16 protein-coding genes are annotated in these 15,577 nt (G+C 55.3%); all 16 read left to right on the top strand.

The window, feature by feature from the left end; genetic code table 11:
• The first annotated feature begins 233 nt into the window (after positions 1–233).
• Positions 234–614 carry a F0F1 ATP synthase subunit I gene (gene atpI, locus B3041_RS06575; RefSeq protein WP_065647898.1) on the top strand — a complete coding sequence of 127 codons (381 nt, stop codon included), beginning with the start codon at positions 234–236 and terminating at the stop codon, positions 612–614.
• Positions 615–622: 8 nt separating this feature from the next.
• Positions 623–1,441, top strand: coding sequence for a F0F1 ATP synthase subunit A (gene atpB, locus B3041_RS06570; protein ID WP_065647897.1), 819 nt, complete (start codon positions 623–625; stop codon positions 1,439–1,441).
• A gap of 48 nt (positions 1,442–1,489) precedes the next feature.
• Positions 1,490–1,729, top strand: coding sequence for a F0F1 ATP synthase subunit C (atpE, locus tag B3041_RS06565; protein ID WP_003849523.1), 240 nt, complete (start codon positions 1,490–1,492; stop codon positions 1,727–1,729).
• Positions 1,730–1,837: 108 nt separating this feature from the next.
• On the top strand, positions 1,838–2,308 hold the full coding sequence (gene atpF / locus B3041_RS06560; RefSeq protein WP_039381418.1) for a F0F1 ATP synthase subunit B: 471 nt from the start codon (positions 1,838–1,840) through the stop codon (positions 2,306–2,308).
• A 14-nt stretch (positions 2,309–2,322) separates the two neighbouring features.
• Positions 2,323–2,856, top strand: coding sequence for a F0F1 ATP synthase subunit delta (gene atpH / locus B3041_RS06555; RefSeq protein ID WP_065647896.1), 534 nt, complete (start codon positions 2,323–2,325; stop codon positions 2,854–2,856).
• Positions 2,857–2,870: 14 nt separating this feature from the next.
• Positions 2,871–4,412 carry a F0F1 ATP synthase subunit alpha gene (gene atpA, locus B3041_RS06550; protein ID WP_039381427.1) on the top strand — a complete coding sequence of 514 codons (1,542 nt, stop codon included), beginning with the start codon at positions 2,871–2,873 and terminating at the stop codon, positions 4,410–4,412.
• 52 nt (positions 4,413–4,464) lie between these two features.
• Entirely contained in the window at positions 4,465–5,331 is an 867-nt protein-coding gene (gene atpG, locus B3041_RS06545; RefSeq protein WP_039381430.1) for a F0F1 ATP synthase subunit gamma, read from the top strand.
• A gap of 63 nt (positions 5,332–5,394) precedes the next feature.
• Positions 5,395–6,792, top strand: a complete 1,398-nt coding sequence (gene atpD, locus B3041_RS06540) for a F0F1 ATP synthase subunit beta (RefSeq protein WP_065647895.1) — start codon at positions 5,395–5,397, stop codon at positions 6,790–6,792.
• Positions 6,793–6,816: 24 nt separating this feature from the next.
• The gene (locus B3041_RS06535) at positions 6,817–7,236 is read left to right on the top strand and encodes a F0F1 ATP synthase subunit epsilon (protein ID WP_039381436.1); all 420 of its coding nucleotides are present in this window, start codon (positions 6,817–6,819) and stop codon (positions 7,234–7,236) included.
• 199 nt (positions 7,237–7,435) lie between these two features.
• Entirely contained in the window at positions 7,436–8,806 is a 1,371-nt protein-coding gene (glmU, locus tag B3041_RS06530) for a bifunctional UDP-N-acetylglucosamine diphosphorylase/glucosamine-1-phosphate N-acetyltransferase GlmU (protein WP_065647894.1), read from the top strand.
• 144 nt (positions 8,807–8,950) lie between these two features.
• On the top strand, positions 8,951–10,780 hold the full coding sequence (gene glmS / locus B3041_RS06525; protein WP_039381443.1) for a glutamine--fructose-6-phosphate transaminase (isomerizing): 1,830 nt from the start codon (positions 8,951–8,953) through the stop codon (positions 10,778–10,780).
• Between the two features lie 172 nt (positions 10,781–10,952).
• Complete coding sequence (pstS, locus tag B3041_RS06520; RefSeq protein WP_065647893.1) at positions 10,953–11,996, top strand: phosphate ABC transporter substrate-binding protein PstS; 1,044 nt, start codon at positions 10,953–10,955, stop codon at positions 11,994–11,996.
• Positions 11,997–12,081: 85 nt separating this feature from the next.
• Positions 12,082–13,044 (top strand): phosphate ABC transporter permease PstC, encoded by a 963-nt coding sequence (gene pstC, locus B3041_RS06515; protein WP_065647892.1) that lies wholly within the window; start codon positions 12,082–12,084, stop codon positions 13,042–13,044.
• Complete coding sequence (gene pstA, locus B3041_RS06510) at positions 13,041–13,928, top strand: phosphate ABC transporter permease PstA (protein ID WP_065647891.1); 888 nt, start codon at positions 13,041–13,043, stop codon at positions 13,926–13,928. Before pstC ends, pstA begins: the two co-directional genes overlap by 4 nt.
• A gap of 44 nt (positions 13,929–13,972) precedes the next feature.
• Entirely contained in the window at positions 13,973–14,746 is a 774-nt protein-coding gene (pstB, locus tag B3041_RS06505; protein WP_039381453.1) for a phosphate ABC transporter ATP-binding protein PstB, read from the top strand.
• Positions 14,747–14,760: 14 nt separating this feature from the next.
• Positions 14,761–15,495: a phosphate signaling complex protein PhoU gene (gene phoU / locus B3041_RS06500; protein WP_065647890.1), complete on the top strand. Its 735-nt coding sequence runs from the start codon at positions 14,761–14,763 to the stop codon at positions 15,493–15,495.
• The last annotated feature ends 82 nt before the right edge of the window (positions 15,496–15,577 follow it).

Genomic DNA, 15,577 nt, shown 5'->3' with positions numbered 1-15,577 from the left:
GCTTTAGCTGAAAAACAGCAACTTTCCTGATGGCTTTCCGGGTTATGCATCTTTGGAAAAATAGCCCTTCAGAAAGAAATTTAAATAATTGTTCACCTTTTCGCTACTTAGCGATTGAAATCGCAGGTGCGGCCCGTATAATTTGCACGGCTTTTGCTGCTTGACTCAAAACGGCAAAGGCAGTCTTATACGACACGCGACATACCCCGTTCGGGGCAGGAGAGTTAAGCGTCATGTCAGTGTCTCTTTACAGTGTGAAATTAGCCCGAGCCGTTCTGGTTGTCCAGCTGGTGACGTTTGTCGTAATCGGTGCGCTGTTTGCCCTGAAAGATGTTACCTGGGGCGCCTCTGCTATCGCGGGTGGTGTGGCAGCCTGGCTGCCAAACATACTGTTCACGTTTTTAGCCTGGCGTCTGCAGGATCAATCGCCGGCTAAAGGGCGTGTCGCCTGGAGTTTCGCCCTGGGTGAAGTTCTTAAGGTGTTTGCCACCGTTATTTTTCTCGCTGTGGCGTTAGGTGGGTTCGGAGCGGTCTTCTGGCCACTCGCAATCACCTGGTTATCGGTGCTGGTGGTGCAAATCGTCGCGCCGGCTGTAATTAACAACAAAGGGTAAGAGGCATCATGGCCGCAGGAGAAATCTCAACGCCGCAGGAATACATAGGACATCATCTGACGCATCTTCAGATGGACCTGCGTACTTTCGAGCTGGTGAATGCACACGACGCGCCAGCAACATTCTGGACGTTAAACCTGGACTCCATGTTTTTCTCTGTTGCACTGGGAGTATTATTCCTTGTGCTGTTCCGCAAAGTGGCGAAAAGCGTCACCAGCGGTGTGCCAGGGAAAATGCAGGCGGCTATCGAGCTGGTTGTCGGCTTTGTTGATAGCAACGTTCGCGACATGTACCACGGTAAAAGTAAAGTTATCGCCCCGCTGGCTCTGACAATTTTTGTCTGGGTCTTCCTGATGAACTTCATGGATCTGCTGCCTATTGATTTGCTGCCGTTTATTGGTGAGCACTATCTGGGCCTGCCGGCGCTGCGCGTCGTGCCGTCAGCAGACGTGAACATCACGCTATCTATGGCGCTGGGCGTATTTATTTTGATTCTGTTCTACAGCATCAAAATGAAAGGGGTAGGCGGCTTTGCCAAAGAGCTGACTCTGCAGCCTTTTAATCACCCGATCTTCATCCCCATCAACCTGATTCTTGAAGGTGTCAGCCTGCTGTCAAAACCGGTTTCACTCGGTCTGCGACTGTTCGGCAACATGTATGCGGGTGAGCTGATCTTTATCCTGATTGCCGGTCTGCTGCCGTGGTGGTCGCAGTGGGTGCTGAATGTGCCATGGGCCATTTTCCACATCCTGATTATTTCGCTGCAGGCTTTCATTTTCATGGTCCTCACGATTGTCTATCTGTCGATGGCATCTGAAGAACATTGATTTTTTTCTCAACAACTTAAGCATAACTGAAACAAACTGGAGACTGTCATGGAAAACCTGAATATGGATCTGCTGTACATGGCTGCCGCTGTGATGATGGGTCTGGCGGCAATCGGTGCTGCGATCGGTATCGGCATCCTCGGAGGTAAATTCCTGGAAGGCGCAGCGCGTCAACCGGATCTGATCCCTCTGCTGCGTACGCAGTTCTTTGTTGTAATGGGTCTGGTGGATGCAATCCCGATGATCGCTGTTGGTCTGGGTCTCTACGTGATGTTTGCTGTCGCCTAAAGCCTGTAGCCATTGTTCACTCATGGCACCTGGTGTGATGAGGAACAGATTCTGCCGTTTATCAATGATAGCGGCAGAGCACGTTAACTTAATAAGAGGCATTGTGCTGTGAACATTAACGCAACAATCCTCGGCCAGGCCATCGCGTTCATCCTGTTTGTCGCGTTCTGCATGAAGTACGTATGGCCACCGATCATGGCTGCCATCGAAAAGCGCCAGAAAGAAATTGCTGAAGGCCTTGCTTCTGCTGAACGCGCGAAGAAAGATTTGGATCTCGCGCAGGCCAATGCGACCGACCAGCTGAAAAAAGCGAAGGAAGAAGCTCAGGTCATTATCGAGCAGGCGAACAAACGCCGTGCCCAGATTCTGGACGAAGCCAAAACCGAAGCCGAAACTGAACGTAACCGCATCGTCACTCAGGCGCAGGCAGAAATTGAAGCCGAGCGCTCACGTGCACGTGAAGAGCTGCGTAAACAGGTCGCGTTGCTGGCATTAGCTGGTGCCGAGAAAATCATCGAACGTTCCGTGGATGAAGCTGCTAACAGCGACATCGTTGATAAACTGGTCGCTGAACTGTAAGGAGGGAGGGGCTGATGTCTGATCTGATTACTGTAGCTCGCCCCTACGCCAAAGCAGCTTTTGACTTTGCTGTTGAGCATCAAAGTATCGAACGCTGGCAGACCATGCTGGCGTTTGCCGCAGAAGTGGCTCGCAACGAACAGATGGCAGAAGTACTCTCCGGTGCGTTAGCACCTGAAGCGTTATCTGCCTCTTTCAATGCAGTCTGTGGTGATCAACTTGATGAACACGCTCAGAACCTGATCAAGGTAATGGCGGAGAACGGACGTTTGACAGCGCTTCCAGCCGTACTGGAGCAATTTATTCAACTGCGTGACGCTTATGAAGCGACAGCCGAAGTTGATGTAATCTCCGCCAGTGCGCTGAGTGACAGCCAGCTGACCAAAATCAGCACCGCGATGGAAAAACGTCTGTCACGCAAAGTTAAGCTGAATTGCAAAATTGATAAGTCTGTATTGGCAGGTGTGGTTATCCGTGCGGGTGACCTGGTGATTGATGGCAGCGTGCGCGGCCGTCTTGACCGTCTGGCAGACGTCTTGCAGTCTTAAGGGGACTGGAGCATATGCAACTGAATTCCACCGAAATCAGCGAACTGATCAAGCAGCGCATTGCTCAGTTCAATGTCGTGAGTGAAGCTCACAACGAAGGTACTATTGTTTCTGTAAGTGACGGTATCATCCGCGTACACGGCCTGGCCGATGTTATGCAGGGTGAGATGATTGCCCTGCCGGGCAACCGTTACGCTATCGCACTGAACCTCGAGCGCGACTCGGTTGGTGCGGTCGTTATGGGCCCGTACGCTGACCTTGCCGAAGGCATGAAGGTTAAGTGCACCGGTCGTATTCTGGAAGTACCGGTTGGCCGTGGCCTGCTGGGTCGTGTGGTGAACACCCTGGGTGCACCTATCGACGGTAAAGGCGCAATCGACAACGACGGCTTCTCGCCAGTTGAAATGATTGCACCAGGCGTTATCGATCGTCAGTCTGTTGATCAGCCTGTTCAGACGGGCTACAAATCTGTCGATGCGATGATTCCAATCGGCCGTGGCCAGCGCGAGCTGATCATCGGTGACCGTCAGACCGGTAAGACTGCAATGGCTATCGACGCCATCATCAACCAGCGTGATTCAGGCATCAAGTGTGTCTACGTCGCGATTGGTCAGAAAGCGTCGACCATCTCTAACGTGGTTCGTAAGCTGGAAGAACACGGCGCGCTGGCTAACACCATCGTGGTTGTCGCTTCTGCATCGGAGTCTGCTGCACTGCAGTACCTGTCTCCATACGCGGGCTGTGCCATGGGCGAATACTTCCGCGACCGCGGTGAAGATGCGCTGATCGTTTACGATGATCTCTCTAAGCAGGCTATCGCTTATCGTCAGATCTCCCTGCTGCTGCGCCGTCCACCGGGCCGTGAAGCATTCCCAGGCGACGTGTTCTATCTCCACTCTCGTCTGCTGGAGCGTGCATCACGCGTAAGCGCTGATTACGTTGAGCGTTTCACCAACGGTGCTGTGAAAGGCCAGACCGGTTCTCTGACCGCGCTGCCAATCATTGAAACCCAGGCTGGTGACGTTTCTGCGTTCGTTCCGACCAACGTTATCTCGATCACTGATGGTCAGATCTTCCTGGAGTCGAACCTGTTCAACTCCGGTATCCGTCCAGCCGTTAACCCGGGTATCTCCGTATCCCGTGTTGGTGGTGCTGCACAGACCAAGATCATCAAGAAACTGTCCGGTGGTATTCGTACCGCGCTGGCACAGTATCGTGAACTGGCAGCGTTCTCTCAGTTCGCTTCCGATCTGGATGATGCAACGCGTAAACAGCTGAGCCACGGTCAGAAAGTGACCGAGCTGCTGAAACAGAAACAGTATGCGCCAATGTCCGTTGCGCAGCAGGGTCTGGTGCTGTTTGCTGCTGAGCGCGGCTTCCTGAACGACGTTGAACTGGCGAAAATCGGCAGCTTCGAAGCCGCTCTGCTGGCGTACGCCGATCGCGAACACGCTGAGCTGATGGCTGAAATCAACCAGGCGGGTAACTACAACAACGATATCGAAGCGAAGCTGAAAGGCCTGCTCGAAACGTTTAAAGCAACCCAGTCCTGGTAATGTCTGGCGGCTTGTCTGAAAAGACAGGCCGCAAGGCTTTGAGGAGAAGCTAATGGCCGGCGCAAAAGAAATACGTACCAAGATCGGAAGCGTAAAAAATACGCAGAAGATCACCAAAGCGATGGAAATGGTCGCCGCCTCCAAAATGCGTAAAACGCAGGAACGCATGGCGGCCAGCCGTCCGTATGCAGATACCATGCGCAAAGTGATTGGTCACCTTGCACTGGGTAATCTGGAATACAAGCACCCTTACCTGGATGAGCGCGACGTTAAGCGCGTCGGCTACCTGGTCGTTTCGACTGACCGCGGGCTTTGTGGTGGTTTGAACATTAACCTGTTCAAAAAATTGCTGGCTGAAATGAAAGGCTGGGCAGACAAAGGCGTTCAGAGCGATCTGGCGATTGTCGGCTCAAAAGGCGTTTCATTCTTCGGCTCGGTCGGTGGCAACGTCGTGGCTCAGGTTACCGGCATGGGCGATAAGCCTGCGCTGTCTGATCTGATTGGCCCGGTAAAAGTTATGCTGCAGGCCTACGATGAAGGCCGTATCGACAAGCTATATATCGTCAGCAACAAGTTTAACAACACCATGTCTCAGACTCCGACCATTACCCAACTGCTGCCGTTACCGCCAGCGGAAGGTGAAGAAGAGATGAAGGCGAAGACCTGGGATTACCTGTACGAACCCGATCCGAAGGCGCTGCTCGATACGCTGCTGCGTCGTTATGTCGAATCGCAGGTTTATCAGGGTGTGGTGGAAAACCTGGCCAGTGAGCAGGCCGCGCGTATGGTAGCGATGAAAGCCGCAACCGATAACGGCGGAAACCTGATCAAAGAGCTGCAGTTGGTCTACAACAAAGCTCGTCAGGCCAGCATCACCCAGGAACTTACCGAGATCGTCTCGGGAGCCTCCGCGGTTTAACCAGGCATATATCCTGTCGCCCGAGCGCGGCCGGATATTCTCGTATTAGGTAGAGGATTCAAGATGGCAGCTGGAAAGATTGTCCAGATTATCGGCGCCGTAGTTGACGTCGAATTCCCTCAGGACGCGGTACCACAGGTATACAGCGCTCTCGAGGTTAAGAATGGTGATACTCGTCTGGTGCTGGAAGTTCAGCAGCAGCTGGGTGGTGGCGTAGTACGTACTATCGCCATGGGTTCTTCTGACGGCCTGAAGCGCGGTCTGGAAGTAATCGATCTGAAAAAACCTATTCAGGTTCCGGTTGGTAAAGCGACCCTTGGCCGTATCATGAACGTGCTGGGCGAGCCTATCGACATGAAAGGCGACCTGACAGAAGAAGATGGCAGCGCAGTAGAGGTTTCCTCTATTCACCGCGCGGCGCCTTCTTATGAAGATCAGTCAAACTCGCAGGAACTGCTGGAAACCGGCATCAAGGTTATCGACCTGATGTGTCCGTTCGCTAAGGGCGGTAAAGTCGGTCTGTTCGGTGGTGCGGGCGTGGGTAAAACCGTAAACATGATGGAGCTGATCCGTAACATCGCGGCTGAGCACTCAGGTTATTCGGTCTTTGCTGGTGTAGGTGAGCGTACTCGTGAGGGTAACGACTTCTACCACGAAATGACTGACTCCAACGTTATCGATAAAGTAGCGCTGGTGTATGGCCAGATGAACGAGCCGCCGGGTAACCGTCTGCGCGTAGCACTGACCGGTCTGACCATGGCGGAAAAATTCCGTGATGAAGGCCGTGACGTTCTGCTGTTCATCGACAACATCTACCGTTATACCCTGGCAGGTACTGAAGTGTCTGCACTGCTGGGCCGTATGCCATCTGCGGTAGGTTATCAGCCAACGCTGGCTGAAGAGATGGGTGTGCTGCAGGAGCGTATTACCTCCACCAAGACCGGTTCAATCACCTCCGTACAGGCCGTTTACGTTCCTGCGGATGACCTGACTGACCCGTCTCCGGCAACCACCTTTGCTCACCTGGACTCAACCGTTACGCTGAGCCGTCAGATCGCCTCTCTGGGTATCTACCCGGCCGTTGACCCGCTGGATTCTACCAGCCGTCAGCTGGATCCACTGATCGTGGGTCAGGAGCACTATGACGTCGCACGTGGCGTACAGTCACTGCTGCAGCGTTACCAGGAGCTGAAAGACATCATCGCCATCCTCGGTATGGACGAGCTGTCTGAAGAAGATAAACTGCTGGTGGCACGTGCGCGTAAGATCCAGCGCTTCCTGTCTCAGCCATTCTTCGTTGCTGAAGTCTTCACCGGTTCTCCGGGTAAATACGTGACGCTGAAAGATACCATTCGTGGTTTCAAAGGCATCATGGAAGGCGAATTCGACCACCTGCCAGAGCAGGCGTTCTACATGGTCGGCGCTATCGAAGAAGCCGTAGAAAAAGCGAAGAAACTGTAATAACGGTTTCCCGGGAGGAATGGTATGGCTATGACTTATCATCTGGACGTGGTCAGCGCGGAGCAACAGATGTTCTCCGGTCTGGTACAGCGTATCCAGGTGTCAGGTAGCGAAGGCGAGCTGGGGATCCACCCGGGCCACGCCCCGCTGCTGACTGCCATCAAGCCTGGCATGATTCGCATCGTGAAACAGCACGGCGACGAGGAGTATATCTACCTCTCCGGCGGCGTGCTGGAAGTACAGCCGGGCAGCACGACCGTTCTGGCCGACACCGCTATTCGCGGTGAAGACCTTGACGAAGCGCGCGCGCTGGAAGCGAAACGTAAAGCAGAAGAGCACATGAACAGCAGCCACGGCGACGTGGACTACGCTCAGGCCTCTGCGGAGCTGGCGAAAGCTATCGCGAAACTGCGTGTTATCGAGCTGACCAAAAAAGCGATGTAATCAGGCTTTATGCGTCATGAAATGCCAGCCCACCGGGCTGGCATTTTTTTTGCTCCGCGCCCGGCAAACCTGTTGTTATGCTCTGTCTCTGATCCCCCTTTCCGCTTTCCTCCGGTTGTCTAATTTCGCCATGAGAAAAATGTAGTAATCTCAGGGGTAAACCTTACACTTTCGAAAGTTAAATTGAGTCTGGAAAATTATGTCTGTAAGCGCGATGAGTGTGGTGATCCTGGCCGCTGGCAAAGGCACCCGTATGTATTCCGATCTGCCTAAAGTTCTGCACACGCTGGCAGGTAAACCCATGGTGCAGCATGTTATTGATGCTGCCACCGGGCTTGGCGCCCGGCAGGTCCATCTGGTCTATGGTCACGGTGGTGAGCTGCTGCAGCAAAAGCTGGCGCACAACACCCTGAACTGGGTGCTGCAGGCGGAACAGCTGGGTACCGGACACGCTATGCAGCAGGCGGCACCCTTCTTTGCGGATGACGAAGATATTCTGATGCTGTATGGCGACGTCCCGCTTATCTCGCAGGCAACGCTGCAGCAACTGCGCGCGGCAAAACCCGCTGGCGGCATCGGGCTGCTGACCGTGGTGCTGGATAACCCCACCGGCTATGGCCGGATTGTGCGGGAAAACACGATCGTGACCGGCATTGTTGAACAGAAGGATGCATCTGCTGAGCAGCTGGCTATTCAGGAGATCAACACCGGTATCCTGATCGCCAGCGGGGGTGATCTCCGGCGCTGGCTGGCACAGCTGGATAACAATAACGCGCAGGGCGAGTTCTACATCACCGATATCATCGCGATGGCGCATCAGGAAGGCCGCGTGATTAATACCGTTCATCCGGCGCGTATCAGTGAAACGGAAGGTGTAAATAACCGTCTGCAGCTGGCTACGCTGGAGCGTGCCTTTCAGCAGGAGCAGGCGGAAAAGCTGCTGCTGGCGGGCGTAATGCTGCGCGATCCGGCGCGTTTTGATCTGCGCGGTACGCTGGCGCACGGGCGCGACGTGGAGATTGATACCGGCGTCATCATCGAAGGGAATGTCACGCTCGGCAACCGGGTAAAAATTGGCACCGGCTGCGTGATCAAAAACAGCATTCTGGGTGATGACTGTGAGATCAGCCCTTACTCTGTGATTGAAGACGCGACGCTGGCTGCAGCCTGCACGGTCGGACCGTTTGCCCGGCTGCGCCCGGGCAGCGAGCTGGCGGAGCAGGCGCACGTTGGCAACTTTGTGGAAATGAAAAAAGCCACGCTCGGCAAAGGCTCCAAGGCGGGCCACCTCTCCTACCTGGGTGATGCCGAAATAGGCGCGGGCGTTAACATCGGGGCAGGCACCATCACCTGCAACTACGATGGGGCTAACAAATTCAAAACGATTATTGGTGACGACGTCTTTGTCGGCTCCGATACGCAGCTGGTGGCGCCGGTGCGCGTGGCCGCCGGTGCAACGATTGCCGCCGGTACCACGGTGATGAAAGATGTCACCGCCGCCGATCTGGTCTACAACCGCAAAGAACAGCAGCAGAAAGCGGGCTGGCAGCGCCCGGTGAAGAAAAAATAAATTTTAAGGGCTGGCAAAGATCGGCCCGTTTAGCAGTGCTATAACGATATCCCCACTCTCTACAAGGCTCGGGGAACCGGCGTAGCCGGAAATCAGGTCAGATGACAACGCAATGGCCGAACGCCATGAAGTCAGGAAACGAATATGTGTGGAATTGTTGGAGCAGTAGCGCAGCGTGACATTGCAGAGATCCTGCTGGAAGGTCTGCGTCGTCTGGAGTATCGCGGTTATGACTCAGCCGGTCTGGCGGTCGTCGATCGTCAGGGGCACGTGACGCGTCTGCGTCGCGTAGGCAAAGTGGCTAATCTGGCGGAGGCCGCAGACCAGCAGCCGCTGATTGGCGGTACCGGTATTGCCCACACCCGCTGGGCCACGCACGGTGAACCTTCAGAGGCAAATGCGCATCCGCATGTCTCAGAGCAGATCATCGTGGTGCATAACGGCATTATTGAAAACCATGAGCCGCTGCGCGCGCAAATGATTGAACGTGGCTACCATTTTGCCTCCGAGACGGACACCGAAGTGGTGGCGCATCTGGTGCACTGGGAGCAGAAGCAGGGCGGTACGCTGCGCGAGGTGATCCTGCGCGTGATCCCACAGCTGCGCGGTGCTTACGGTATGGTTATCATGGACAGCCGCGATCCGTCGGTGCTGGTAGCCGCGCGCTCCGGCAGTCCGCTGGTGATTGGCCGTGGCGTGGGCGAGAACTTTATCGCATCCGATCAGCTGGCACTGCTGCCGGTTACCCGCCGCTTTATCTACCTGGAAGAGGGCGATATTGCTGAGGTTACCCGCCGCGAAGTCACTATCATCGATCGCGAAGGCCATCAGGTACAGCGTGCCGAGATCGAATCAAACGCGCAGTATGACGCGGGTGATAAAGGGATCTATCGCCACTATATGCAGAAAGAGATCTACGAGCAGCCTAACGCCATCAAAAACACGCTGGCGGGTCGCTTCCACGACGGAATTGTCGATCTGCGCGAGCTGGGTGAGCATGCAGAGTCGCTGCTGAGCAAAGTAGAGCATATCCAGATTATCGCCTGCGGCACCTCCTACAACTCCGGTATGGTATCGCGCTACTGGTTTGAATCACTGGCGAACATCCCCTGTGACGTTGAGATCGCTTCTGAGTTCCGCTACCGCAAATCCGCAGTACGTAAAAACAGCCTGCTGATCACCCTGTCGCAGTCGGGCGAAACCGCTGATACGCTGGCGGCCCTGCGTCTCTCTAAAGAGCTGGGTTATCTTGGCTCACTGGCTATCTGCAACGTGGCCGGTTCTTCACTGGTGCGCGAATCCGATCTGGCGCTGATGACCAAAGCGGGCACGGAAATTGGCGTGGCTTCCACGAAAGCCTTTACCACGCAGCTGACGGTACTGCTGATGCTGGTGGCTAAACTGGGCCGCCTGCACGGTATGAAGCCGGAAACCGAGCATGAGATTGTCCACGCGCTGCAGGCGCTGCCAAGCCGTATTGAGCAGATGCTGGCGCAGGACAAGATCATTGAGAGCCTGGCAGAAGATTTCTCTGACAAGCATCATGCACTGTTCCTTGGCCGCGGCGATCAATACCCGATTGCCATGGAAGGGGCGCTGAAGCTCAAAGAGATCTCCTATATTCATGCGGAAGCCTATGCGGCTGGCGAGCTGAAACACGGCCCGCTGGCGCTGATTGATGCTGATATGCCGGTGATCGTGGTCGCACCTAACAATGAGCTGCTGGAAAAACTGAAGTCCAACATCGAAGAAGTGCGCGCACGCGGTGGCCTGCTCTATGTCTTCGCCGATGGCGATGCAGGCTTCAGCGACAGCGAAGGGATGAAAATTATCTCACTGCCGCACGTGGAAGAGGTGATCGCCCCTATCTTCTACACCGTGCCGCTGCAGATGCTCTCTTATCATGTGGCGCTGATCAAAGGCACCGACGTGGACCAGCCGCGTAACCTGGCAAAATCGGTTACCGTTGAGTAATCGCTAAGCCGGGCGGGCCTGCAACGGGCCCGCCCGGTTTTTATCTTCGTCATAAAACTGTCATATTTCGTACATTTCGCTGTCATCAAACTGTCCTATTTTCCCTCCAGCAGCAATCACTGACTCCAACTAAAACGGCGTTAAGCCTGATTTATACTCCCCCGGAGGGAACATGACACTGATGCGTAGCACCGTAGCCCGACTCCTCGCCGCCACTTTCGCCGTCAGCGCAGTTTCTGCGTTTGCCGCCACCGATCTGACGGGTGCTGGCGGGACCTTCCCGGCCCCGGTTTATGCCAAGTGGGCAGCAGAGTATCAGCAGGCCACCGGTAGCAAAATCAACTATCAGGGGATCGGCTCTTCGGGTGGCGTAAAGCAGATCATCGCGAAAACGGTGGATTTCGGTGCCTCTGATGCGCCGATGAAAGAGGAAGATCTGCAGAAAAATGGCCTGTTCCAGTTTCCGACCGTTATCGGTGGTGTGGTGCTGGCCGTTAACCTTCCGGGTGTGAAGTCAGGCGAGCTGACCCTTGACGGCAAAACCGTGGGTGACATCTATCTTGGCACCATCAAAAAGTGGAACGATCCGGCGATTGCTAAGCTGAACCCGGACCTGAAGCTGCCTGACACCAATATCAACGTTGTGCGCCGCGCCGATGGCTCCGGTACCTCCTTTGTGTTTACCAGCTACCTGACCAAAGTGAACAGTGACTGGGCAGGCAAAGTAGGCAAAGGCAACACCGTTAACTGGCCAACCGGCCTTGGCGGCAAAGGCAATGATGGCGTGGCCGCCTTTGTGCAGCGTCTGCCAGGTTCAATTGGCTATGTCGAATATGCCTATGCGAAACAGAATAACCTGACCTACACCAAACTGCTGGATGCGGATGGCAAGCCGGTGGCCCCGAGCGAAAGCAGCTTTGCCAACGCCGCGAAAGGCGCTGACTGGAGCAGCTCGTTTGCCCAGGATCTGACGTTCCAGAAAGGTGACGACGCATGGCCGATCGCCTCCACCACTTTTATCCTGATTTACAAAGATCAGGCCAATGCGGAGAAGGGCGCAGAAGTGCTGAAGTTCTTTGACTGGGCCTATAAAGGCGGCAGTAAAACCGCAACGGCGCTGGATTATGCAGCGCTGCCGGAGAGCGTGGTGACGCAGATCCGCGCGGCATGGAAAGCGAATATCAAAGACAGCAGCGGCAAAGCGCTCTGGCAGTAAGCCACTGTCAGACTCGGCGGCTGGCTGAGTATTCCGGGGGCGGCTATCTGGCCGCCCTGCATATCCTCTGAGAACCGAGAATTTTATGGCTGCTACCAAGCCGACATTCAAAGCACCGGGTAAGCAAGGCGACATGATTTTTGGCGCACTGGTCAAACTCTCTGCGCTGATTGTCCTGCTGCTGCTGGGTGGCATTATTGTCTCCCTGATCGTCTCTTCCTGGCCCAGCATTCAGAAGTTTGGCTTCGCCTTTCTCTGGACCAAAACCTGGGATGCCCCAAACGAAGAGTTTGGCGCACTGGTGCCGATTTACGGCACGCTGGTGACCTCCCTGATCGCACTCATCATCGCGGTACCGGTAAGCTTCGGGATCGCGCTGTTTCTGACCGAGCTGGCACCCGGCTGGCTGCGTCGTCCGCTTGGCACCGCCATTGAGCTGCTGGCGGCCATCCCGAGCATTGTTTATGGCATGTGGGGTCTGTTTATCTTTGCGCCGCTGTTTGCAGAATATTTTCAGACGCCGGTCGGCAACGTCATGGCTAACATTCCCATCGTCGGCACGCTGTTCTCCGGCCCGGCGTTTGGTATCGGTATCCTGGCCGCAGGCGTCATTCTGGCGATTATGATCATTCCCTATATCGCTTCGGTGATGCGTGACGTTTTTGAACAGACGCCGGTGATGATGAAAGAGTCCGCATATGGCATCGGCTGCACCACCTGGGAAGTGATCTGGCGCATCGTGCTGCCGTTTACCAAAAACGGCGTTATCGGTGGCGTAATGCTGGGACTGGGGCGTGCGCTGGGAGAGACCATGGCGGTGACCTTTATTATCGGTAACACCTACCAGCTCGACAGCGCTTCGCTGTTTATGCCCGGCAACAGTATTACCTCAGCGCTGGCTAACGAGTTTGCTGAAGCGGAGTCGGGCGTGCATGTCGCTGCGCTGATGGAGCTGGGTCTGATCCTGTTTGTCATCACCTTTATCGTGCTGGCGATCTCGAAGCTGATGATCCTGCGGCTGGCCAAAAGTGAAGGGGCCCGTTCATGACCGCTATAGAAATGCAGAGCCGTACTGAGCTGGAAGCCTCGCGCCGTAAAATGCAGGCGTGGCGCAGTACAAAAAATAAAATCGCCCTGACGCTGTCGCTGCTCACTATGGCGTTTGGCCTCTTCTGGCTGATCTGGATCCTGTTCACCACGGTGACCAGGGGCGTCGACGGGCTAAGCTGGTCGCTGTTTACCGAGTCGACGCCGCCGCCCAATACCGCTGGCGGCGGGCTGGCAAATGCGCTGGCGGGCAGCGGCCTGCTGATTTTCTGGTCCACCTTTTTTGGTACACCGCTGGGCATTATGGCCGGGATCTGGCTGGCGGAGTATGGCCGTAAGAGCTGGCTGGCAGAGGTGATCCGCTTTATTAACGACATCCTGCTCTCCGCGCCTTCTATTGTGGTCGGACTGTTTGTTTACACCATTGTGGTATCGCAGATGCAGCACTTCTCCGGCTGGGCAGGCGTTGCGGCGCTGGCGCTGCTGCAGATCCCGATTGTGATCCGTACCACCGAGAATATGCTGCGGCTGGTGCCGGACAGCATGCGCGAAGCGGCATACGCGCTGGGCACGCCGAAGTGGAAGATGATCTCAGCCATTACGCTGAAAGCGTCGGTCTCCGGCATCATTACCGGCGTACTGCTGGCAATTGCGCGTATCGCCGGTGAAACCGCCCCGCTGCTGTTTACCGCGCTCTCAAATCAGTTCTGGAGCACTGACATGATGCAGCCGGTGGCTAACCTGCCGGTCACTATCTTCAAGTTCGCCATGAGCCCGTTTGCCGAATGGCAGAGTCTGGCGTGGGCAGGTGTACTGATCATTACGCTGTGCGTGCTGCTGCTGAATATTGTTGCCCGCATGATCTTCACCAAAGGCAAACACTAATTTTCCGGCGCGGCTCTGGCGGCGCTGCATAAGAGAGATAAGCAATGAGTATGGCAACCCCTTCTGCCGGTAAAATCCAGGTGCGCAATCTGAACTTTCATTACGGTAAATTTCACGCGCTGAAAGATATCAATCTGGATATTGCCCGAAATCAGGTCACCGCGTTTATCGGCCCGTCAGGCTGCGGAAAATCCACGCTGCTGCGCACGTTTAATAAAATGTATTCGCTCTATCCGGAGCAGCGTGCAGAGGGTGAAATTCTGCTGGATGGCGACAATATCCTCGCGTCACACCAGGATATCGCCCTGCTGCGCGCGCGCGTCGGCATGGTGTTTCAGAAGCCAACGCCGTTTCCGATGTCAATTTATGACAATATCGCCTTCGGCGTGCGTCTGTTTGAGAAGCTGTCGCGCGCGGATATGGATGAGCGCGTGCAGTGGGCGCTGACCAAAGCCGCGCTGTGGAACGAAACCAAAGACAAGCTTCATCAGAGCGGTTACAGTCTTTCCGGCGGGCAGCAGCAGCGTCTCTGCATCGCACGCGGTATCGCCATCCGGCCGGAAGTGCTGCTGCTGGATGAGCCCTGCTCGGCGCTGGACCCTATCTCCACCGGCCGCATCGAAGAGCTGATCACCGAGCTTAAGCAGGATTACACCGTGGTGATTGTGACGCACAATATGCAGCAGGCCGCCCGCTGCTCCGATCATACGGCGTTTATGTATCTTGGTGAGCTGATTGAGTTCAGCGACACCGATACGCTGTTTACCAAACCCGCACAGAAGCAGACTGAAGATTACATCACCGGTCGTTACGGCTGATTCAGGAGAGACCCATGGATAATTTAAATCTTAATAAACATATCTCCGGTCAGTTTAACGCCGAGCTGGAGCACATTCGCACGCAGGTGATGATCATGGGCGGCATGGTGGAGCAGCAGCTCACTGACGCCATTACCGCCATGCATAATCAGGATGCGGAACTGGCGCGCCGGGTGATTGAGGGCGACCAGAAGGTCAATATGATGGAGGTGGAGATTGATGAGGCGTGCGTGCGTATTATCGCCAAGCGTCAGCCCACCGCCAGCGACCTGCGGCTGGTGATGGCCATTATCAAAGCGATCTCTGAGCTGGAGCGTATTGGTGACGTGGCGGAGAAAATCAGCCGCACCGCGCTGGAAAAGTTTGGTCAGCAGCATCTGCCGCTGCTGGTCAGTCTGGAGTCGCTGGGCCATCACACGGTGCAGATGCTGCATGACGTGCTGGATGCGTTTGCGCGCATGGATCTCAGCGCCGCCATCACTATCTACCGCGAAGATAAAAAAGTGGATAAGGAGTACGAAGGCATCGTGCGCCAGCTGATGACCTACATGATGGAAGATCCGCGCACTATTCCCAGCGTGCTGACCGCCCTGTTCTGCGCGCGCGCCATTGAGCGAATCGGCGACCGCTGTCAGAATATCTGCGAAATCATCTTCTATTTTGTTAAAGGGCAGGATTTCCGCCATGTTGGCGGCGACCGGCTGGATGAACTGCTCTCCGGCGACGACGGCAGCAACCGGCCCTCCTGATTATCCTTTCCGGCTGCCGGCGCGGCAGCCATTACCATTTCTGATTGGTCACTCCGCCGCCCGCTCTTTATACTTGGCGCAC

The sequence above is a fragment of the Pantoea sp. UBA4549 genome, assembly GCF_002387285.1.
GTDB lineage: Bacteria > Pseudomonadota > Gammaproteobacteria > Enterobacterales > Enterobacteriaceae > Pantoea > Pantoea borealis.
Note: the sequence above shows the minus strand (reverse complement) of the source record. Positions and strands in the feature narration are given on the sequence as shown.